At 51.0% G+C, this 21,472-nt stretch carries 17 protein-coding genes and 1 riboswitch; of the genes, 13 read left to right on the top strand and 4 right to left on the bottom strand.

Annotation, left to right across the window (positions count from 1 at the left end; all coding sequences use genetic code 11):
• Positions 1–36: 36 nt before the first annotated feature.
• Both QNH46_RS23305 and QNH46_RS23300 read left to right on the top strand, forming a co-directional pair.
• Positions 37–387: an ASCH domain-containing protein gene (locus QNH46_RS23305; protein WP_283926233.1), complete on the top strand. Its 351-nt coding sequence runs from the start codon at positions 37–39 to the stop codon at positions 385–387.
• 138 nt (positions 388–525) lie between these two features.
• Positions 526–1,431 carry an alpha/beta fold hydrolase gene (locus QNH46_RS23300; RefSeq protein ID WP_283926232.1) on the top strand — a complete coding sequence of 302 codons (906 nt, stop codon included), beginning with the start codon at positions 526–528 and terminating at the stop codon, positions 1,429–1,431.
• A gap of 53 nt (positions 1,432–1,484) precedes the next feature.
• On the opposite strand, the gene QNH46_RS23295 is transcribed toward QNH46_RS23300, so the two are convergent.
• Positions 1,485–3,308 (bottom strand): S-layer homology domain-containing protein, encoded by a 1,824-nt coding sequence (locus QNH46_RS23295; protein ID WP_283926231.1) that lies wholly within the window; start codon positions 3,306–3,308, stop codon positions 1,485–1,487.
• A 246-nt stretch (positions 3,309–3,554) separates the two neighbouring features.
• On the opposite strand from QNH46_RS23295, the gene QNH46_RS23290 reads away from it, so the two are divergent.
• Positions 3,555–4,316 (top strand): AAC(3) family N-acetyltransferase, encoded by a 762-nt coding sequence (locus QNH46_RS23290; RefSeq protein ID WP_283926230.1) that lies wholly within the window; start codon positions 3,555–3,557, stop codon positions 4,314–4,316.
• Between the two features lie 60 nt (positions 4,317–4,376).
• Here QNH46_RS23290 and QNH46_RS23285 read toward each other — a convergent pair whose 3' ends face one another.
• The gene (locus QNH46_RS23285) at positions 4,377–5,237 is read right to left on the bottom strand and encodes an AraC family transcriptional regulator (RefSeq protein WP_283926229.1); all 861 of its coding nucleotides are present in this window, start codon (positions 5,235–5,237) and stop codon (positions 4,377–4,379) included.
• 249 nt (positions 5,238–5,486) lie between these two features.
• On the opposite strand from QNH46_RS23285, the gene QNH46_RS23280 reads away from it, so the two are divergent.
• The 4 genes from QNH46_RS23280 to QNH46_RS23265 all read left to right on the top strand — a co-directional run bounded on the left by QNH46_RS23280 (position 5,487) and on the right by QNH46_RS23265 (position 9,175).
• Complete coding sequence (locus tag QNH46_RS23280; RefSeq protein WP_283926228.1) at positions 5,487–5,984, top strand: GyrI-like domain-containing protein; 498 nt, start codon at positions 5,487–5,489, stop codon at positions 5,982–5,984.
• 452 nt (positions 5,985–6,436) lie between these two features.
• The gene (locus tag QNH46_RS23275; protein ID WP_283926227.1) at positions 6,437–7,495 is read left to right on the top strand and encodes an ABC transporter ATP-binding protein; all 1,059 of its coding nucleotides are present in this window, start codon (positions 6,437–6,439) and stop codon (positions 7,493–7,495) included.
• A 79-nt stretch (positions 7,496–7,574) separates the two neighbouring features.
• Positions 7,575–8,369, top strand: a complete 795-nt coding sequence (locus QNH46_RS23270) for an ABC transporter permease (RefSeq protein ID WP_155612348.1) — start codon at positions 7,575–7,577, stop codon at positions 8,367–8,369.
• A 17-nt stretch (positions 8,370–8,386) separates the two neighbouring features.
• A complete protein-coding gene (locus tag QNH46_RS23265; RefSeq protein ID WP_283928534.1) occupies positions 8,387–9,175 on the top strand; it encodes an ABC transporter permease in 789 nt (262 codons plus the stop codon).
• A 178-nt stretch (positions 9,176–9,353) separates the two neighbouring features.
• Here QNH46_RS23265 and QNH46_RS23260 read toward each other — a convergent pair whose 3' ends face one another.
• Both QNH46_RS23260 and QNH46_RS23255 read right to left on the bottom strand, forming a co-directional pair.
• The gene (locus QNH46_RS23260) at positions 9,354–10,334 is read right to left on the bottom strand and encodes a glycerophosphodiester phosphodiesterase family protein (RefSeq protein ID WP_283926226.1); all 981 of its coding nucleotides are present in this window, start codon (positions 10,332–10,334) and stop codon (positions 9,354–9,356) included.
• A gap of 4 nt (positions 10,335–10,338) precedes the next feature.
• Positions 10,339–11,244, bottom strand: coding sequence for a TIGR01777 family oxidoreductase (locus tag QNH46_RS23255; protein WP_283926225.1), 906 nt, complete (start codon positions 11,242–11,244; stop codon positions 10,339–10,341).
• Positions 11,245–11,444: 200 nt separating this feature from the next.
• On the opposite strand from QNH46_RS23255, the gene rlmN reads away from it, so the two are divergent.
• From rlmN to QNH46_RS23225, 6 genes are all read left to right on the top strand, one after another.
• A complete protein-coding gene (rlmN, locus tag QNH46_RS23250; RefSeq protein ID WP_283926224.1) occupies positions 11,445–12,515 on the top strand; it encodes a dual-specificity RNA methyltransferase RlmN in 1,071 nt (356 codons plus the stop codon).
• 74 nt (positions 12,516–12,589) lie between these two features.
• Positions 12,590–12,820, top strand: a complete 231-nt coding sequence (locus tag QNH46_RS23245) for a hypothetical protein (protein WP_283926223.1) — start codon at positions 12,590–12,592, stop codon at positions 12,818–12,820.
• Between the two features lie 208 nt (positions 12,821–13,028).
• Positions 13,029–14,132, top strand: a complete 1,104-nt coding sequence (locus QNH46_RS23240; protein ID WP_283926222.1) for a glycosyl hydrolase family 8 — start codon at positions 13,029–13,031, stop codon at positions 14,130–14,132.
• A gap of 178 nt (positions 14,133–14,310) precedes the next feature.
• Complete coding sequence (locus QNH46_RS23235; RefSeq protein ID WP_283926221.1) at positions 14,311–15,186, top strand: diguanylate cyclase domain-containing protein; 876 nt, start codon at positions 14,311–14,313, stop codon at positions 15,184–15,186.
• A 188-nt stretch (positions 15,187–15,374) separates the two neighbouring features.
• Positions 15,375–16,670, top strand: coding sequence for a glycosyltransferase family 2 protein (locus tag QNH46_RS23230; RefSeq protein WP_283926220.1), 1,296 nt, complete (start codon positions 15,375–15,377; stop codon positions 16,668–16,670).
• Positions 16,671–16,823: 153 nt separating this feature from the next.
• Positions 16,824–17,021: riboswitch (cobalamin riboswitch) on the top strand.
• 174 nt (positions 17,022–17,195) lie between these two features.
• Positions 17,196–21,446, top strand: coding sequence for an S-layer homology domain-containing protein (locus tag QNH46_RS23225; protein ID WP_283926219.1), 4,251 nt, complete (start codon positions 17,196–17,198; stop codon positions 21,444–21,446).
• The last annotated feature ends 26 nt before the right edge of the window (positions 21,447–21,472 follow it).

Raw genomic sequence — 21,472 nt, 5'->3', positions numbered from 1 at the left:
AAGTTAAATGGAAGAACTGACGAGGAGGGCTACTACATGCAAAATCATGCAGATCATGAGGCATTGCCGCCGAAAACCTGTTCGATTGAACGGCTAGTGACTTTGCCGGAGGATGTGGAGAAAGTGCTGGCAGGCCGGAAGACGGCAACCCGCCGCAATGGCCGGTACGCCGATGTGGGGGAAGTGATGACGCTGAAGGGGCGGGATTTTGTAGTAGAGCAGGTCTATTCCCAGACCCTTGGCGATCTGACCGAAGAGCAAGCCCAGCAGGAAGGATACAACAATTTGGAGGAATACAAGCAGTCGATTTTGTCCATTCATCCCGGCATGCGCTGGGTACCGACGATGCGAGTATGGGTTCACGAGTTCAACCCTGTGCAGAAGTAAGTAAATGTAGATAGGCTGTATGCAGTACGCTAGAATGAAATCGCTCTTCATCGATGTGACAAGCAGATGGAGGGCGATTTTTTCTTGGCGGATAGAGGGGTTATAGCAGCAGAAAATGAAGCTGGAGGTCAGTAGGAAATGGTCAAGGTATATAAAAGCAAGCGTGCCGAGCAGCAGGTGCTTCAATCCTACCAAAGCATATTAGAAATGTGGCCTGTAGATTTCCAGGAGCAGCGCATCCCGACAAAGTATGGAATAACTCACTGCATTATTTCGGGTACTCCCGATCGTCCTCCGTTATTACTGTTTCATGGGGTAGGGGATAATTCGGCGGTGATGTGGGCTCTGAATATTGAAGAACTGTCCCGGCATTTTTATTGCATCGCGGTGGATACTCTAGGCGGCCCGGGCAAGAGCATACCGAACGAGTATTTTACTAGAAGCGGCTTCGATCAGGTGGATTGGATCAATCAAATTATCGATCATTTTCAGTATGAGCGCGTCCATTTGGCTGGGGTATCGAACGGGGCATATATGGCGTACAACTACACGGTTACTCATAGTCACAGAGTACATCGAACCGTCTGTATGGAAGGTGGTATGGTGACGAAGCCATTTAAGACGATGGTGCGAACGCTGTTGATGATGTTCCCGGAAATTTGCATTCCCACTCATCAAAATTTGCTTCGCATCTTGAAAAAGCTTAGTTCGCCCCATTCCGGGGTTTTCACGCAATATCCTTGGCTGGGGGATCATTTGGCACTGCTTATGAAGAGCCATAATCAGCAGGCGATGTTTGTGCATAAGGTAGAGAAATACAACCGGGAAGAGGGTTGCGCGGCGGGAAGCAAGCTATATTTTCTCGTGGCAGAACATCGGATTGAGCTGCAGCGGGATTTCCTGAGAATATTGGACGAAGGGAAATTTCAGTATAAGATCATTTCCAATGCGGGTCATGGAATTAACCATGAACAGCCCGAACGGGTAAATGAAGAAGTCGTAGGCTTCTTGTTAGAGGAGAGCAAGCGAATGAAAAGGGGCTGATCCCTCGGCTATACAGCCGGGAATTCAGCCCTGAAAAGCTTCTGTTGTTCATATTATGGAATTTCTACGATTAACACTTCATCACCGATCATATTCCTAGCGTAATCCCCGATTCCGTACAATGTAATCTCGAACTGATCGCCAGGCTGCAGAGGATAATATCTAAAAGCCTCGTCCTTTAAAATAATAACTACATTCCCATTATGAATACTTGGAGTGAAGTGTTCAAAAGGCATAAGATCATAGCTGCTGCCGCTGCTGTTCACCGGCACATGTGAAATGTTTATTTCGAAGCTGTCATACCAAACCAGTGGCTCGCTCGCGGTAATTGTAATTACTCCATCGCTGTAGACGCTGTCCGTGACCGTCGGCGGTGCTGCATCCATGATGACAGGCAGGATAGTGCTGCTGAGTTCGGTTTCATTTTCAAAGAGAGTGAGCTTTAAGGAAGCTGCAGTGTCCTCATCTGCGCCCGCTTTAAGAAGAATCTGCACTCCGCGCTCAGTCTCTTGAGCTTCAATAAGCTCAGACTCTGAGGAAATCTGAATATAGCCGACTGTTGTCCCATCTTCCAATATGAGGAAATGACCCTCCTGAGGGTTGTATTGCAGCGAGAGCGGTTCTTCTTCTCGTTGAACTTGGAAGAAGCTGTTGATATTGCGATCCGTGTAAGGGTCATTATCCTCTATCATAGAATCATCCACAATAGTTACGATGCCTTCATCGTAAACATAAGTGGGGTTAAGTACAAAGATGGCTCCCGGTGCTAGGGTTAAAGATAGAGGCTGCTTTAGTTCTATGTCCGAGCTAGCTCTGGATAGATTTCCGGCTCGATCCACGGCAAATACGTTGTAGATTCCAGCCTCTAACTGAGCCGTTTCAAGCGGTGTTGGGGTGTTGGCGGTAGTAACTTGTACCTTTTTCGCGAGGCCTTCAGCTACGAGTACTTCCAGTTCTGCTCGATCTGACGATGGATATCCTCTCGGAATAAGGTATAAATAGCCGATTTCATTGCTGGCTGCGATTAGGCTGCTGCCAATAAACACAGGTGTATCCGATAGAATACTCACAACAGGTGCAGTCGTATCTCTTTCACTTCCGCTGCCTCCGCTTCCGGAGCCTGATCCTGAGCTGCCGGTATTTCCTGATGGTGCTGGTTTCTCGGTCTCGGGTGTTGTAGGCGCTGAAGGTTCATTTGGCGAAGGAGGGGTATCCCCATCTGGCGGTGTGGTAGGATTTTGCTGGGAATGGCGCTGCTCTTCGATATTCCGTATGAACTTATTGGCTACGAGAGCCACGGATTGGCGGTCAGCACTCTGGAGCGGGCTAAAGCTGCCATCGGTGTTGCCCTTGATGAGTCCCAATTCGACAGCTGCGGCTACCGCATCTTTGGCATAGCTGGAGATATCGTCCTTATCGGTGAAGGTAAGTTTGTCCCCCTTACCGCTAACATCTACCCCGAGAGCCCGGGTGAAGATGACGGCCATATCCTGCCGTGATAAACTGTCGCCATTGCCGAATTGATGGTTGCCGTATCCGTGAATAAGTCCAGCTTGTACTGCGGCCTCGACGGCTGCAAAAGAATAATGGCCTGGAGGGACATCGCTAAATGTTGCTGCTGCTGGCGCACTGTTCACATCCAGCCCTAGAGACTTGGCGAGAATGATCGCGAAATCCTGCCTTTGGATACGTCCAGTTGGATCGAATCTTCCGTCACCATGGCCATTAATAATTCCTTTATCAACCAGCTCTTGAATGGCATCCTTCGCATAAGAGCCGTTGATATCCGTAATGAACGTTGTCGCGAACGCTGGTGACGCTAATGTGCCAAGCAATGCTGCCGCAGTGATGACTTTGGCAAAAAGCTTCTTGTTCAAATTCAAAACTCCTTTTGAAATTATGTATATTTTGTGTCTTTATTAACCATCATAGAGTAACCATCTATATCTGGCAATTATTTTATGCTAGTTTTGAGTTGTTTCTGTCTCGGAAAGTATACCTTTGGCTGTTCTACATATTGTGCGGTTTTTCCCTGTACAATTGCTCAATCCGGGCTTGTTGTTCCAGACAGGACAGGTATAATGGGGATGAATCATTCCATTACCAACAGTTGGAGGTTTATCATGCACACGAAGCAAAGTTTGATGGATCAGCTTGAAAGCGCTGGCATTGACCGGCATGGCACAGTGCTGATGCATTCATCCATGAAAAGTATCGGCGAAGTGGATGGAGGAGCGGACACGGTGCTGGATGCTCTTTCGGAATATATGAAAGACGGGCTGTTAGTTTTGCCTACCCACACCTGGTCTTATATTAATAAGGATAATCCCAAATTTTATGTCGAGACCTCAGAGGTCTGCGTCGGCATACTCCCTGAATTGTTCCGCAAGCGCCCGGGCGTGGTCCGTTCCTGGCATCCGACACATTCCGTGGCGGCGCTGGGCAAGGATGCGGCCGAGTTTACCGCCGGCGATGAACGCTGGGATACGCCATGTCACCGGGAGTCCGCCTGGGGCCGCCTGCTGGACCGCAAAGCGACGATTCTGCTCGTCGGGGTCGATCTGCGCAGAAATACGTTCATTCACGGCATTGAGGAATGGGTCGATATCCAAGGAAGGATGACGGACGACCATGAGCAGCTGTATACGGTGCTCCCGGACGGCAGAGAAATCTTAGTTCCATCCCGCCGACACTGCGGCCTGTCCTGGTCGGAGCATTTCTGGAAAGTTGAAGGTGTGCTCGAGGAACAGGGAGCGCTCTATCGGGCCCGTCTAGGCGATGCCGAGGTTTTAGTGTGCGATACGGTGAAAACAACGGATATCCTTTCGGATATGCTGCGGGAGAACCCGGATTTATTCTCGGATAACGAGCCTTTGGCAAAGTAAGGAGAAGAAGGGGATCTATCGTAAAAAGCCGGCTGCGTTTTGCAGTCGGCTTATTTCCGGTTATTTTCTGTTAATGGGAATCCAAATCTCGCAAAGATAATCTTCAGCCGAGATGTCTCCTGGCGAGTAGACTTCCAGCTCTGGCACATCACTTGCCACCTCATACCCGGTAGCTGGGAACCACTCCTGAAAAATCCGTTCAAACACGTGCTGAATGGCACCGGGGACCGGACCGACAGCATTGAAAACCGCCCATGTCGAACGGGGAATTGTCGCAAGGGAGAAGCCCTCCACAGAAGCATTTAAATCCGTTGGAACGGCAATCATATAAGTGAAATCGCCGGTTTCGGGCTGCATATTCATGCAGGCGCCGAGGAAATTGCCGCCGTTGCCCAACGAGCTGAGCTTCCCGATCGAACCATTCTGGTGGCACTCCTGCCAGAATCTACTGATCTGTCCCTTGTCATCACATTTCACTTCAATCGGCATGCCAATGACGTTAAAAGCCTCTTTATCGATCATTTTGTAATCCATGTCTTGATCTCCTTTCAGTGATAAGTGGAAGGAAATGCGTGGAAAGGCCTTTAGACGGATACCCGGACGGCGGGCCTCCGAAGGCGGGACACCATGAATTTTGCGAAAAGCTTTCGTAAAAGACTCCGGGGAATCGTAGCCGTACTTCAGCGCCACATCGATTACTTTAGAGGATGTCGTCGCGAGCTCCTGTGCAGCTAGCGTCAACTTTCGCTTACGCGTATACTCGGCTACCGTCATACCGGTCAATATAAGGAACATTCGTTGAAAATGAAATGGAGATACGCAGGCCGCCTTGGCTATTTCATCGATGCTCAACCGTCCCTCCAGCCTTTGCTCGATTAGCTCTAGTGCTTGCTTTATACGCAATAGCCCTTCCAAATACATGACCTCCTTATGCGTATCATCGTATCACCCTGGGCAGGGTTTTACCTGTCTTTTCATGCTATTAGTGAACAGATTCTATACAGAGTCATTTAGCTATATGGTAACTATTTATATAGTACTTTAATTTTATGGGGATGAGAATTCGGCTGGGGTATCTCTTCGACAAGAAACAACATATTTTGTATAAGCCATGTAGTAAAATACTACCCATTAAGCGACTGATCATTTCATGGATGGGGAGAGGTGGCAATGGAACAAGTAAATGAGGCGCTGGTTGTAACAAAGCAGGCTTTCAGCGCGATTGGGCTGCGTTGGGAGGGAACGTTTGCTGAGGCGGGAGAGGGCGGCATACGCGCAATTCATCAGGAACTGCAGCGGCGGCGCGGGGAGATCCGGGGAATCGTAGATCTTGAAAATTTCTACGGCTTATCTTATCATGCCTATCCGGGCGGAATTGGATTTGAGCACTGCGCGGTATTTGAGGTGGCTGATGCCGATGAACAGGTGCCGGAAGGCATGATTAAGGTTCACGTTCCGGCGATGAAATACGCGAAGTACGAGCACCGGGCCGAGCAGAATATCGGGGAATCGTACAGCAGCATATATGCTTGGATCGAGCAACAAGGATTTAAGTTGCTTCCGCAGGAAGGCGAGGAGCTGACGCATTTTGAAATATACCCGAGCGAGCAGGATCCTTACAGCACGAGCCCCCAATTTACAATCATGATCCCTGTGCTGGAGAAATAGCTTTATCTCATTTGCCCCCTTAATAGGATGAGCCTGTATAAAAACGCCGCGAGGCGTTTTTTTAAATATAAGAGGGGGAGTCTAGGCTTTGGAGTTTCCGGGCGGCCGTTAACGGACCGTGGTTCCGCTATTTTGTCGGAAATGGGGTAAAACATGGAGCTCACGGACCCTGGTTCCGCTATTCCGCTCAAGTAAAGGTCAAAGGCAGCGTATTTTCACAAATAAAGGATCCTAAGTCCTTTAGGATCCTAATTCATGGTGGGAGTTGGAAATAGCGGAACTCCTGTCCGTTAAGTATGATCACCTGACCTGCCGCCTGCCGCTCAGCGAACTAGCGATGAAACCTCCGTTTTACATACCGTTGATCATTTGGTGTAGAGGTTTCGGGGACAGTAATTTATAATAGGAGCTTGGGACGGGACACCAAGACTTAATTAGTGAGGTAGGTAAATATGAACGCGATAGAAGTGCAGGATTTGCGCAAAGCATTTAAAATACAAAAAAACCGCGAAGGCCTCAAAGGAGCTTTTGCGGACTTGTTTAAGCGGCAGTACCAGGAGGTCGTTGCCGTGAAAGACATTACGTTCGCCATTCCTCAAGGCGAAATATGCGGCTATATCGGAGAGAACGGCGCAGGCAAATCGACGACCATCAAGATGCTCACCGGCATACTGGTGCCGACCTCCGGCAGCCTCACCGTCGGCGGCTACGTTCCCTACGAAGAACGGGAGCGGTTCGTGCAAAATATCGGCGTCGTTTTCGGGCAGCGCAGCCAGCTGTGGTGGGACATCGGCGTCATCGAATCGTTCCAGCTGCTGCGGAAGGTGTACCGCGTATCCGAGCAGGATTTCAAAAAGCGGCTGGACGAGCTCGTGGAGCGCCTGAATCTCCAGGATCTGCTGAACCGTCCGGTGCGCAAGCTTAGCCTGGGGCAGCGCATGCGCTGCGAGCTGGTCGCCGCCCTGCTGCATAACCCGTCGATCCTGTTCCTCGACGAGCCGACGATTGGGCTCGATATTGTCGTGAAATCGGAAATTCGCGACTTCCTGAAGGATATGAACCGCGAGCACGGTACGACGATCCTGCTGACGACGCATGATTTGCAGGATATCGAGGCGCTTTGCTCCCGCGTCATCATGCTGGATGACGGGCGAATCATTTACGACGGCGGCCTGGAGGAGCTGAAGCAGCGCTGGGGAACGGGGCGCGAGGTGCTATTTCAATTCGGGAGAGCGACGAAGCTGGAGACGCTGCGGCAGTGGACCGCAGGGCTGGCCGTGGAATGGTCAGCCGAGAACGATCTCAATGCCAAGGTCTGGATTCCGCTGGAGCTTAATGTATCCGATGTGCTCGGACGGGTAGTGGGTCAGGCAGACATTACGGATATCAAAATCATTGAGACGAATACCGATGAAATCGTGCGCAGCATATATCAATCCGGTTCGGCGGAGAAGGCCGAAGAAGCGCTTGATTCCCTGGCGGATGGTACCAAAGAGGTCAGCCATGTCTAAGCGTTTAGCATCCGAGCAGTCTTCGTCCAGACCGACCCGCCCGGAAGAACGGAAGCCGCGTTATAGCGGAAAGCGTCTGCTGCTTGACGCATATTTGGATTTTATCCGCATCCGCTTCCTGACCATGCTTGCATACCGAATTAATTACTACACCGGTATTCTAATCTATACTCTCAATATCGGGGTCAACTATTTCACCTGGAAAGCCATCTATGGCGACGGTGATTCCTTGGGCGGCTTTACCGCCGTGCAGATGACGACGTATGTTGCAGTATCCTGGATGGCCAGGGCATTTTATTTCAACAATCTGGACCGGGAAATCTCGTCCGATATCCGCGACGGCAGCATTGCCATCCAGTTCATACGTCCCTATAACTATGTATTTGCCAAAATGATGCAGGGGCTTGGGGAAGGCATGTTCCGCTTCCTGCTGTTCATGATTCCCGGCATGGCCATCGCTATGCTCCTGTTCCCGGTGCAGCTGCCAACCGCCCCGTCGGCATGGGCTGGCTTTCTTGTCATGCTGATCTTCAGCTTCCTGATCAATTCGCAGATTAATGTCATAACAGGCCTCTCGGCCTTCTTTATCGAGAATAATGAAGGCGTTATGCGGATGAAGCGGGTCCTCGTCGATCTCTTCTCAGGGCTTATCGTACCGATCAGCCTGTTCCCTGGCTGGCTGTCCAAAGTGCTTGAGGTGCTGCCTTTTCAGGCGATCACCTATTTGCCGGGCTCCGTCTTTACGGGCCGAGTGCAGGGCGTAGGCATCTGGAACGTGCTGGGCATTCAGGTGTTCTGGTTCGCGGCTTTAATCATCCCGATGATTCTGTTATACCGGGCAGCGCGGCAGCGCCTGTTCGTGCAAGGAGGTTGACGAGAGGTATGACGAGGATGTTGTACTACCTAGGCTTGATTCTAGAATATTTTAAAAATTACATGAAAACCCGGCTTACTTATCGCGCCGATTTTTGGGTCGAGGTGATCTCGGATTTGCTGTTCCAGGCGACGAACTTTATTTTCATCCTGGTCGTGTTCATGCACACTGACAGCCTGGGCGGCTGGAGCCAAAACGAGGTGATATTCGTCTACGGCTTCTTTATGGTGCCATATGCCGTGTTCAGTTGCTTCGTCAATATGTGGAATTTCAGCGAACGCTATATCGTCAAAGGGGAGATGGACCGCGTGCTGACGCGTCCGGCGCATCATTTATTTCAAATTTTCCTTGAAAATATCGACCCGCCAGCTCTGATCGGCGGCCTCGTCGGCATCATCATTATGGTGATTAGCGGCGGGCAGCTCGGCCTTCCGCTGGAATGGTGGACCATTCCGGCGCTGATTATTCTGACGTTGAGCGCGGTCGCCATTTATGCAGGGATCTACACCGCGCTTACCTCATTGTCGTTCTATTCAGACGCACCAACTGGGATCCTGCCGCTGATGTTCAATATACAGAACTATGGGCGCTATCCCATAACGATTTATAACCGGGCGATCCAAATTTTACTGACATGGGTCATCCCGTTCGCCTTCGTCGGTATTTATCCGGCTGCTCTATTCTTGCAGCGGGAAGAGATGACGAGCATGGCCCTGCTTACTCCGGTGATGGGGGGAATCTTCCTCACAATCGGTCTGCTGGCATGGAACATGGGGGTCAGACGCTATAAAGGTGCAGGCTCTTAAGGCGTTGAATTTCGGGGGCGGCATGTGGTTGACCGCCCTCGAGGCCCCAGGAACTGGCGCGCTGCGGAAAGAAGCCGTCAGCCTGTACGCCGTTCCCAGCCGCCGGAGTAAATCCATTATGCATAAACACCCCGCTAAAGCAATTAGCGGGGTGTTTGCTATGTCGTCTTATCCTGCTTCATTTATTGTGCAGTAACGCCGGCGCAATCCGGTCAATCCTGTTCGTCCAGATCCCGCCGGTATAGCCTTTGGGAAGCCTTGTTAAATCCTCTACGGTATCAAATCCTTCCGACCACTCCCCGCTGCCTGCGACAACGATTACCCGCGTACCGGCGTCATCCATCCGGTTAAGAAATTTATTTGGCCACCCCCATAGCCACGGAGCGAACTTCAAGGGGATATGTAGCTGCGTGTTTCTGCAGGCCGAAGGCATATAACCGCTCCAACCGACCCCTTCGTACGCAAGCAGACAGCTTTTGAGTGTAGCCTTTGACATTACTCTCAGCCCGGGCAATTCCCCCTGCAAGGCAGCTATAGGTTCATCGCCTCCATAAACTGTCAGGTCATGCAAACGATCCTCTGGCAGATCCGCAAGATATTGCGCGAGCTGGCGGCCCTCCTCCGGGTCATTGCTTTTAATATGAAGCAGGAAAGTTCCTTTCGGAAAATGCTCCAGCACCTCATCCAGCGACGGCATCAACCCAATGCCTTTCCCGCGAAAAGGGTATGTCGCGCCGTTATCCGCCGTGTAGCCGTAGCCGATATCGATATCCTTCAGCTCATCCATCGTATAATCACCGACCATGCCCTGCACGTTCGTCCGGCATTCCAGTGTCCAGTCATGGAACACGGCGAATTGGCCATCCTTGGTCGGCTTAATATCCAGTTCCACCATGTCCGCTCCGGCATCGAAGGCAGCCTGCATGGAAGGGATGGTGTTCTCCAGGTAAGGGTGCTCCGGCTCGAAAATTCGGGTGGCCGTGCAAGTATCTCCCTCCATGCCCTCCATGCTGAACGTTTGACCAAGACCGCGGTGCGCCAGCAGGAAAGGTGACCCGCTGCGCTCCTTAGTCAGCAGGGAGGTATTGTTCAAATAGATCACTGCTGACAAAATAAGCACAACTACTAATATGCGTTGCCATCTTTTTGTGAGCCTCATCTTCCTATCTCCAATCTTCGGCTAAATGAAGAATGCTGCGCAACGTCTGATCCAGCCGGGGAAATTTGAACTCATAGCCTTCCTGCTCTAATCGCTCTGGAATCACCCAGCGGCTCTTTAGAATTAATTCGGTTTCCGTCTGAATCATGACGGCGCCAAGCTCCAGCAGCCATTTCGGCGAAGGCAGACCGAATTTGCGGTTCATCGCCCGCCGCATTTCGCTCATGAGCTCCCGGTTGGTGACAGGGTTCGGAGAGGCGCAATTGAACACGCCGCTCAAATCCTCCCTGGCCTGCAGAAACGAAATAATGCCGTAAATGTCCTCGATATGAATCCAGCTGAACCGCTGGGTTCCCGGGCCTTGGATGCCGCCAAGCCCGAAGCGGACGAGGTTTTTGTACGGCGTCATGACGCCCCCGCCTTCTCCAAGAACGATGGAAATCCGCAGCGCCGCTTGTCTGGTTGCCGGCAATTTAAAGGCAAAAAAGGTCTGCTCCCATGCTTGGGCCACCTCGACGGAGAAGCCAGTTCCGATCTCGCCGCCAGCTTCCGTCATGGGCCGATCCTCCGCATGTCTGTAGATCGTGGCCGTGCTGGAATTGATCCAGAGGGCAGGCGGCTGCTTGCAGGCAAGCACGGCAGCGCCGAGAAGCTGGGTCGTCTCCGTACGTGAGTCCATGATGGCCTTTTTATTCTTGTCGGTATAACGGCAGTCGACGGATTTTCCCGCCAGATTGATCAGCATGTCCGCCTGCTCCAACGCATGTACAATTCCCTTGTGGTCCCGCCATGATATATGGCCTGGCTGTCTAGAAATATGTATGATTTCATACCCCTGCTGCTGATACTTCTTACTGAGATAAGTTCCGATGAAGCCAGTTCCTCCAGCCAAGACGATTTTTCCGGTCATAAGCGCAAACAACTCCGTTTCTACCCTGAAGGGTTCCCTAGAAATTGACTAAATCGCCGTCCATTTAATTATGTAGACGTTAACAGGGTCACAAAGTTACACTTTCGGATATATTTCTCATGAAATAGAGCCTTGTTTTCATAAAAAAGATTTGGGACAATAATAATCAGAATTTGAAGTTCTGAAAAGAGGAAAATATGATGAATATATCATCCATTTATGGATTTACGTTAGATCAGCTGATCGCCTGGCTGGAGGAGCGGGGACACAAGAAATCACGCGCGCTCCAGGTATGGGATTGGCTTTACCGCAAACGGGTACACAGCTTCGCGGATATGAATGATGTCAAGCCTGAGGTTGTTGCGCTGCTGGAAGAGAATTTCGTGATGGAGACGCTGACAGAACAGGTAAAGCAGCAGTCTGCGGACGGAACGGTCAAGTTTCTCTTTAAACTGGCGGACGGGAATCTGATTGAGACGGTGTTGATGCGGCATAAGTTCGGTCTCTCTGTCTGCGTCACCACTCAGGTCGGCTGCAATATCGGCTGCAGTTTCTGCGCGAGCGGATTGCTGAAGAAGAGCCGTGATTTAACGAGCGCAGAAATCGTGGAACAAATCATGAAAGTACAGTTCCATTTGGATGAAGCTGGACAGGAGGAACGGGTAAGCCATATCGTCGTTATGGGCATCGGCGAGCCGTTTGATAACTTTACGAACGTATCCAACTTTATTCGCACGGTGAAGGACCACAAGGGTCTGGCCATCGGGCCTCGCCGCATTACCGTATCCACAAGCGGCCTCGCGGACAAAATCATTGAGTTTGCCGACTCCGATCTGAAGGTCAACCTGGCGATTTCACTGCATGCCCCCAACAATGAGCTGCGGACGCGCATCATGAAGATCAACAAGGCCATTCCGATCGAAAGGCTGATGGAGGCTATAGATTACTATTTGGCAAAATCGAACCGGAAGGTGACCTTGGAATACATTTTGCTAAGAGACGTAAACGACGGAACAGAGCATGCGCAGGAGCTCGCCGAGCTGATTGGCGACCGGCGAAACGGGGTTACAGTCAACCTCATTCCATATAACCCGGTCGATGAACACGGCCAATACCAGAGAAGCCGCAAGGAGTCGATCCTGGCCTTTTACGATGTGATGAAGAAGCAGGGAATCAACTGCAGCGTCCGCCTGGAGCACGGCACGGATATCGATGCCGCCTGCGGTCAACTGCGGAGCAAGCAAATTAAGAAGGACAGAAGAATATCTTAAGTAGACCTAAGCCGTTACCGTCCCTCATTCTCCTCATAAACTAATATGTGATCTAAAAAAGGAGGATGAGGGTTGTGGTTGAAGCCTATTATACTTGTTTGCACTGCAAAGATAAGAGGGTTCGCATTCTAACCATAGATGGACAGCAGTATACAGGGACGATAACGAATGTAGACTACCAAAATGTTTATTTGCGTCCCGATGGTAGGGGCGTCGTTAGAACCTCGGCCTTTCGCCCGGGATTTTTCGGCAATGAGATTCTGACGTTAAGCCTGTTCACGCTGCTCGCAATTGCACTAATTTAAATTTAACCCGCAAGACTCTCCTTTCCTAAAAGGAGAGTTTTTTGCCTTCTTTTACATATATGGAACCCTTCCGGGTTATAAATGAAATACTTACAGCGCGTTAAGAAAATATAGGATAAAATAATAATGGAAGTCCAAAGTTTGGGCCTTAGGTATCATGAAAATGGAACAAGAGGGGTTTAGACCCAAGTAGGAGAAGGTGAAAGTAATGACCGTATGGCACTATAGCTGGACAAAGCTGCTGATGGTATTCATGGTAGTTATTTTAGGATTATCCGCAGCTGTCACCGTGTATTCCAAGGGGGAGGCCGTGAAGAGTGTGGGCTCGTCCACAGAGGAATTTATTACGAAGCATATGACAAATGCAAATGGAACTTTAGCCACTTATTTGCAGCCGGGAGCCTCCACTGATCCGGATATCGTGGCTGGGCGCGAGGCGCTTTCCGAGTCATTGGGATTTTGGATGCAGTATGCCGTAAAGAAGCGGGATCAAGCGTTGTTTGAACGCAGCTATGAGGTGCTGAACAGCCGATTTTTGACGTCGGAGAAGTATATTGTCTGGAAGATAGAGTCGGATGGCCGGGTGAAGGTAAATACGAATGCGCTTGGTGACGATTTCCGTATTATCGGCAGTCTGCTAGAGGCATCACAGCTTTGGAAAAAAGACGAATATTTAGCTGCGGCAAGAGAAATATCGGACACACTGCAGATGCATGTGCAGAACAACGGCTATTTCGTCGATTTCCACGACTTTGCGAGGGATGAATCCCCTACAACGCTGAGCCTGGTTTATGTGAATATAGCGGTGCTTAAGCTGATGAAGGATCACCAGCTTATCGATTCGGGCACTTACGAGCAATACGTTCGCTTACTCTCCGAAATGCCGGATGACGGCGTGTTCTTTCCGGTCACCTACGATGTTCAGGAGCAGAAATATGCATACGGCGACGATGTTAATCTCATCGATCAATTAATGATAGGCATTCACCGTGCAGAGCTGGGCAAGAAGCCGACCCCCCTTATCTCATTCCTGAAGAAGGAGCTCAGCCAGCAGAAAAGCATTAAAGGACGCTATAACCGGGCAACCCGCACGGCGGAGGTCTCTTACGAATCGCCATCGGTGTATGGTCTTGCCATACTGCTAGCCTTGGAATGCGGGGATAAGGAATGGGCCAAGCAGTTGAGCAAACAAATGATATCCCTTAAAAATAAGGACACATCCTTTTCTGGCGGGTATGTTTTTAACAAGAACACCCATTTTTTTGATAATATTCTTCCTTTACTTGCCGAGACAGCTTTGCAAAATCCTTAATTTAGGGTAATTGTTCAGAAAGTGTATAGTTTGAATCTGTAGAATATAGTATTAAAAGATCGAAATATACGGCACTTCCCGTATGAGGCTTTATATGGGAATGCCTATTTTTTTACATCCATGGATTGTAAGCCAGAACTCTCCTTGGGCTGATGACGACATAGAAGGAAGGTTGATTATGAGGCGCAACATACCGGCATATCGCATGGCATCGGGCTATATCCTGCTTATTTTACTGGCGATCGTACAGCAGTTTTTCGTCTTTCTCAACGTTTATCTTGAGCAGAGCTATACCGGGGCGGAATTTGCGTTCAGCATCGCGGCCTTGGCGGCACTGCTGATCGGGCTGATACTTCCATTAGGGGTGTCCGTCGTCGGAGTATTCGTGTTCCTGGTCGGGTATTTTGTATGGTTGTCGACTTTTGCGCGTCTGGATGTTTTGGCTTTTTTGTGGATTTTGCTTGTACCGGCCAATGTTGGTATTGCCGCTGTAATCAAATCGGCGCTAATTCGTAGCAAGATCGTCATCCAGCGGCTGGCAGAACTGGAGCAGCGTACACCGCAGGTTGATCTCGATACGGCACTCGGCAACAAAGAGGCGCTGGCCGAAATTGTCGTCAAGCAGTCTAATTTGGCCAACAGGTACTCAGAACGCTACAGCTTCTGCATGGCGATGTTCAAAATCGATTTTCTACCGCTGGTGCAGGAATTGCTAGGTTCGCAGCGTTATGCCCTGCTTCTGCAGGAGCTATCGAGCATTATTCAGACTCAGATCCGTTATGAGGATTATAAATTTTCCCTGGAGCAGGGCAGGTTTATCATTCTGTGCCCGATGACCAACCATGACTTCCTGCAGGCGTTGGCGGATCGGATCAAGCTGGCCCTGATGGATATTCATTTCCTGGATAGAAATGGGCGCCCCCTTAAGCTCGTCATTCGCGCGGGAACGATCGTATTCCAGAAGGAGCAGTTCAGCAAGTATAAGGATATCGACGCAATTATCGCTGCACTGGAGAGATATTCCGAAACGGATTTGATAGGGGAGTACATTTAATTGCTAGAGGGATTGCCCTGGATTCGGGAGGGAGGTGCCGGATTTGCTTATGGCGTCGTACGTCGACTGGTTCATTCCATTATGTATTGGAGTCAGCTTCATATTTGCGGTGACTGTTGTCATTTTAACGGTTGCTACCCTTGTATTTCGGAACAGAGTAAATAAAAAATATGATCGGGGGAAATTCAGTGGCTGATGTATTGTTGATACTGTGCATGGTTAGCATCTGGATTGCCGTATTTCAATCGATCATCATCATGACCGGAGCCATTCGCTTTGTATGGCGGCAGAGTATAACGCCGTTGACAATGCCTGCCGATATGGAAGGCTTCCCCACGGTGACCGTGATCGTTCCAGCCCACAACGAAGAGCTTGTCATCACGGCTACGGCGAGGCATGTTCTCCATCTGAACTATCCCGAGCACAAAATTCAGTTTATCGTCGTGGCGGATAACTGCACGGATAATACAGCAGGGCGGCTAAAGGCGCTTAAGGCTCAGCCCATGTACCAGCATCGGGACTTCTTCATCATGGAGCGTAAAGGAACGGGCGGCAAATCAGGCGCCTTGAACGATGCATTGGAGCATGCCACCGGGGAGTGGATTTGCATTTTTGACGCGGACGCTGCGCCGGAGAAAAATTCGCTGCTCTTTCTCGTGCAGAAGGCGATGGAGGAGCCGGAATTGTACGGGGCGGTGTTTGGACGCAACAAGGCCCGGAACCGGGGGCAGAACTTCTTATCCAGGTGCATTAATTTGGAGCTGGTGACGATGCAGCGGGTGCTCCATACCGGCATGTGGGAGCTGTTCAAGCTGGGGACGATACCGGGCACGAACTTTATTATCAAAACGTCGCTGATCAAAGAAATCGGCGGTTGGGACGAGCAGGCGCTGACCGAGGATACGGCCATTTCGTTTGAAATTCTCTCCAGGGGCCAGCTTATTGCGCTGGCCCCGCAGGCCGAGGCTTACCAGCAGGAGCCGGAGCAGCTATCCGTATATATGAAGCAGCGCGAACGATGGGCCAAAGGGAACTACCAGGTCGTACTGGACAATTTTCACCACTTGTTCAAGCCTTCGAGCTGGCGCATCAAGCTGCATGTCCTTTATTATATGGCCAGCTATTTCTGGTTTCTGGTCACGATCGTGATTTCCGACCTGATCATTGTCGTCAACATCGCTTACTGGCTCATCGCTTTATTTAAACCGGAGGTGCTGTCTCCCTTTCAGTTTGAAGGCGATGTGTACATTTATCTGATCTTCGCCTGGGCGCTGATGTATTACTTGTACGTACTGCAGATCAACCTTGCCCTGGCTTCCGATATCGGGCAGAGCAACGTCCGGAACTTCGTACTGTCCTGTATTACGTATTTTACTTACGCACAGCTATTCCTTGTCATTTCACTCCGTGCCTCTTATAACATGATCATGGACAAAATCATGCATCGGGAAAGCAAGTGGTATAAGACGCAGCGGTTTGATTAGGCCGGGGAAGGCTAACGGGTTATTTGAAGAAAGCGGCCGGGCCAGAACAATTCTAGCGATGATTGGCCCAATTACCGTTATCGCGATAGCAATGCAGAAAAACCTTTGTCTAAACCCGTGAAATCTGATACAATAACCCGGAATCAAATCAATTTTATATTCTACTTATACGGTGCTGCCCATAATGTATTATGACGCAGCTTAATAGGGAAGTTCGATGAAAATTCGACGCGGTCCCGCCACTGTAACGCGGAGCTGACTATCATAAAACCACTGTTGATCATCAACGGGAAGGGGATAGTTGAAGCGATGATGCGAAGCCAGGAGACCTGCCGTGTAAGGGCTCTGTAATTTCTCACGAGGATGAGATGGAGATGTTTATTCGTGCTGCTGCCGTCGTGTTTAGTCATTGGAGCGGCCGAGTGTGTATAGTGCTACACGGACAAATCTTCGGAAACATCTTTCTCTATGGGAAAGGTGTTTTTTTTGTTGTCCACAAAAAAGGATGGTAAAGGAGAGCGGACGTTGAACAGTTGGAAGAATTGGATGAAGAGAAGCTTGCCTCTATGGATGAGCTTCATGCTGCTGTTGTCTCTAGTGAATCCTCAGCTCGCCAAGGCGGCGGGAGGAACCAGCAACACGCAGCTGAGCAGTATGATTGCGAGCACTGTGGATTACTATGCCAAGCAGTATAGTGATGCCGGCTCGACGAAACGAATCGAGTCCTGGTGGGAGCTGGTAGCTTTATGGGGCGCAGGAGAAGATTTGCAGGATGGAAGCTGGAGATTGCCTTCCTGGGAGACGACGGCGCCTAATTTAGCGGCCAATAACGGGGGAACCGAGCATATCAGATACATATTCGGGCTGCTGGCTATGGGGAAAGATCCGGCGCATGCTTGGGAGACCGATCGAAATTTATGGGCTGAGCTTGCAGCACAGCAGAATCCTGCTACAGGGGCGATCGGCGGCGTTAACAAGCATATTTGGGCTATGCTTGCTATGGATGCCGGGGTCAAACTCGGCGCGGACGTAGGCACATGGGATGCGGCGGCGGCGAAGAAAGCTTTGGACTATTTGCTATCTTGCCAATATGCGGATGGCGGATTCGGTTTAACACCGACTGGGTCGTCCGGCGATACGGACATGACCGGTATGGCGTTGCTGGCGCTTGGCAAATACCAGGGGCAGAGCGCGGTGGACAGCGCTATTCAGCGCGCAAAGGAGCTGTTGAAGCAGCGGCAGCTCGATCATGGCGGGTTTAACTCACCCGGGACATGGGGATCCGGAGACAATTCGAATAGTCTGTCGACTACAGTGTCCGGACTGGTGGCTGTAGGCGACGATGCATTATCCTCCGAGTGGATCAAGAACGGCCATTCGGTATTGGATGCCTATGCGCTGTTCCAGTTGGCTGACGGCTCCTTCAAATGGAAAGCTGCCGACACGAGAATGAACAGCATGTCTACGGAGCAGGCGCTTATTGCACTGCTCGACATCCAGCATGGGCAGTCGACCTGGTATCGTATCGCTGAAACGACGCCGGTTCAGCCGGGTATATCAGCACAGCTGCAAGTGACCGGAATGGACGGCGAGCTGTATGCGCCTCAGACTGTCACGGTAGCCTCGAACGGCGGAGAAATTACAGCGCTTGATGTGATGAAGCAGGGTCTTGATACCGCTGTGCCGCCGATCAGTTACAGCATTACGGGCAGCGGCAGCAATGCTTACGTCACGGCGATTGGCGGACAGGCCGCCGGAACTTTGGGCGGCTGGGACGGCTGGATGTACAACGTCAATGGTGTTGCTCCTTTAGTCGGAGCGGGCGATTATGTTATTCAGCCCGGCGATCAGGTACATTTCTATTACAGCCGCTGGGCGAGCATAACGCCAGCAGCATCTGAAATCAGTCATGGAGCCTTGAACCCGGCGATTGAAATCAAGCTGGTAGGAGATACATTTACGCCGGCTGCAGAGCAGGCAAATCACTGGCTTATTGACACTGGTACGACAGGGCTGCAGGTTGCGGGCGTAACCCTGCTCAATAACCAGCTGGCTAACATTGCCCTTACAGGCCAAGCAGCCGAAGGCACAATATCCGTGCAGGCATTGGCAGATGCCTTGGCCGGGCAAAGCGACAGCGAGGCAGTGAACGTAGTTGTTCCGGCTTCCTCCGGGCCGGTTCACGAACGGATCATTTCAATTCCAGATGGTGAGACTCATTTTGAGAACGGGTCATATGGAGATCCGTTGACAGAAGACAGGGTCATCCTAGAGTTTACTAAAGCGCAATTGCCGCAGGTCACTTCAGTTACAGACAGTACGTATTTTGATATTGCACCAAATACTGAGGTCATTACATCAGGCTGGAATCGCCAGATTCAACTGCCGAGCAAGCTGAGCTCCACGGATAACTCGTTGATTAATAAGGTAAACGCCGTATTGTCTTTAACGAACGAGGAACTTACTCAGATTGCGATTCGCGTGAAGATCGGCGGCAGTGATCGGATTGATTTCAGCCGTCATGTAACGTTGAAGCTGATTGGGCAGGGCAGCAGGCATGCCGGCTGGATCGGCAGCGATGGAAGCTTCCATCCGATTCCGAAATACAACGACTCCTCGCAAGGAACGGAAGATGTATATGCCTATGCAGACGATCGTGGGGATTTAGTCATCAAGACAACGCATTTCACGGAGTTCATCGCTTACGACCTGAAGACCAAGGATACTCCTGGACAAGGAGGTAGTCCGGGCAACGGCGGTACCACTCCTGGCAATGGCGGAGCTCCCGGCAATGGGGAAGGCACGCCTGGCAATGGCGGCAATCCGGGTACAGGAGGCGGCATAGTAACTCCTCCAGCTGTGCGTACAATTACTTTGTCTGTAGAGAAACACACGATTGGCGAAGGTGACATTATTGCGCCTGTCACGGTTACGCTCCAGGATGGAGATACCGCATTTACAGTCCTAAAGAGAGCGCTGCAAGGGCGCGGTATTTCTATGAATTACATCGGTTCAGATGCTACCCTTTATGTTCAAGCAATAAACGGTTTAGGCGAGTTTGACAAAGGGCCTGTGAGCGGCTGGATGTATCAGGTAAACGGGGTATTTCCAAATTACAGCGCAGGACTGTATACGCTGCAGAACGGCGATGTTCTCCGCTGGCGTTATACTACAAATCTCGGCAAAGATCTTGAAGACGAAGACGCCGGACAAGGAGCACCGGGCGCCGGAGCACCTGGAGCTGGCGGGCCTGCTGGCATTGGCGCTGCCGAAGGAGCCTTAGGACAAGCCGCAGCGGCAACGCCGGAGCAGCAAACGGCTTCTCTGGAGCGTATCAAGTCAGCAATTGCTAAGGCTTCGGCTTGGATTTTGAACAATCGCAGTTTCGCCAAGCACGATAATTTTAACGACTGGGACGCTTTGGCCTTAGCTCGCTCCGGCAAGCAAGTGCCTGCGGAGTATTACTCGGTGCTCGAGAGCCATGTTCGCGAGAACAACGGTGATTTCCGCTTAGTGACGGACTACGAGCGCATGGTGCTGGCTGTTGCCGCAATCGGCAAGGACCCGCGCAGCGTAGCGGGGACAGACTTGCTGGAGAAAATCTACAACAATGCGCGCATGATGAATCAGGGTACAAACGGACTCGTATTCGCTTTGCTGTCCCTAGATGCAGCCAAGGCGGATATTCCAAACGATGCGCTGTGGACACGGGACAAGCTGGTCGCTTCGCTGCTGCAGCAGCAGAACACCGATGGTGGATTCCCGATCAGCAAGTCGTCCAACGGCCAAAGCGATATCGATATGACAGCCATGGCGCTGCAAGCTCTGGCGAACTACCAGAACCGCAAAGAGGTCAAAGCGGCTGCGGATAACGCGCTGGCCTGGCTATCACAGCAGCAGCTCGCCAGTGGAGGCTTTAAAGCGTGGGGCGTCGAGACGAGCGAGAGCATTTCGCAAGTGATTATTGCCCTGTCCAGCCTTAATATTCCACTGGACGATCAGCGGTTCGTGAAGAGCGGCGGCGACCTGCTCACAGCGCTGCAGGCATTTGTGAACAAGGATGGCGGCTTCGCCCATACGGCAGGAGAAGCTAGCGATTATATGGCAACCCACCAGGGGCTAATGGCGCTTAGTGCGTATGAGCGGATGCTGAAGAAGCAAAGCCCGTTGTTCGATATGTCCGATATACAACCTGCCGTCTCCAAACCGGCTCCAGTTGTATATGGGGATCAAGCTTCCATATCTGCATGGGCCAAGGAAGCGGTTGAAAAAGCGACCGAGCTGGGCTTGATGGCAGGAACCGGAACGGCGACGCCGCAGTTTGAACCAAAACGTGGTTTGACCCGTGCGGAATTCGCGGTACTGGTCGTCAAGCTGGCAGGCGAACAGCCGTCTGCAAATACGGCGGGCTTCAAGGATGTCAGCCAAGGCTCCTGGTACGCCGGATATGTAGCTGCGGCTAAGGAGAGAGGTCTGATTTCCGGCTTGAGCGATCATCATTTCGGGCCGAATCAACAAATAACCAGACAGGAAATGGCTACGATTCTTGTGCGCATGCAAGGGCAAATGCTGCTGAATGCAGGGGAGGGCACAGCCCCGAACCGTACTCTCAAAGACCGTGAGCAAGTATCCGATTGGGCTGCCGCTTATGTGGATTCGGCTGTTCAATCCGGGCTCATGTCGGGAGACGGCGACGATTTCCGGCCGCACGAGCAAGTCACTAGAGAAATGGCTGCTGTCGTGATCGTGAAAATGCACGCCATGATCAATCCATAGCATTAACCGGGAGAAGGAGACTTAAG

The sequence above is a fragment of the Paenibacillus woosongensis genome, from assembly GCF_030122845.1.
GTDB lineage: Bacteria > Bacillota > Bacilli > Paenibacillales > Paenibacillaceae > Fontibacillus > Fontibacillus woosongensis_A.
This window is presented reverse-complemented; position numbering and strand designations above follow the sequence as displayed.

Bases quoted from the DNA above. Each gene is read 5' to 3' on its own strand.
- QNH46_RS23305 (WP_283926233.1), top strand. From the start codon at position 37: ATGCAAAATCATGCAGATCATGAGGCATTGCCGCCGAAAACCTGTTCG.
- QNH46_RS23300 (WP_283926232.1), top strand. From the start codon at position 526: ATGGTCAAGGTATATAAAAGCAAGCGTGCCGAGCAGCAGGTGCTTCAA.
- QNH46_RS23290 (WP_283926230.1), top strand. From the start codon at position 3,555: ATGCACACGAAGCAAAGTTTGATGGATCAGCTTGAAAGCGCTGGCATT.
- QNH46_RS23285 (WP_283926229.1), bottom strand. From the start codon at position 5,237: ATGTATTTGGAAGGGCTATTGCGTATAAAGCAAGCACTAGAGCTAATC.
- QNH46_RS23280 (WP_283926228.1), top strand. From the start codon at position 5,487: ATGGAACAAGTAAATGAGGCGCTGGTTGTAACAAAGCAGGCTTTCAGC.
- QNH46_RS23275 (WP_283926227.1), top strand. From the start codon at position 6,437: ATGAACGCGATAGAAGTGCAGGATTTGCGCAAAGCATTTAAAATACAA.
- QNH46_RS23265 (WP_283928534.1), top strand. From the start codon at position 8,387: ATGTTGTACTACCTAGGCTTGATTCTAGAATATTTTAAAAATTACATG.
- QNH46_RS23260 (WP_283926226.1), bottom strand. From the start codon at position 10,334: ATGAGGCTCACAAAAAGATGGCAACGCATATTAGTAGTTGTGCTTATT.
- QNH46_RS23255 (WP_283926225.1), bottom strand. From the start codon at position 11,244: ATGACCGGAAAAATCGTCTTGGCTGGAGGAACTGGCTTCATCGGAACT.
- rlmN (WP_283926224.1), top strand. From the start codon at position 11,445: ATGAATATATCATCCATTTATGGATTTACGTTAGATCAGCTGATCGCC.
- QNH46_RS23240 (WP_283926222.1), top strand. From the start codon at position 13,029: ATGACCGTATGGCACTATAGCTGGACAAAGCTGCTGATGGTATTCATG.
- QNH46_RS23235 (WP_283926221.1), top strand. From the start codon at position 14,311: ATGAGGCGCAACATACCGGCATATCGCATGGCATCGGGCTATATCCTG.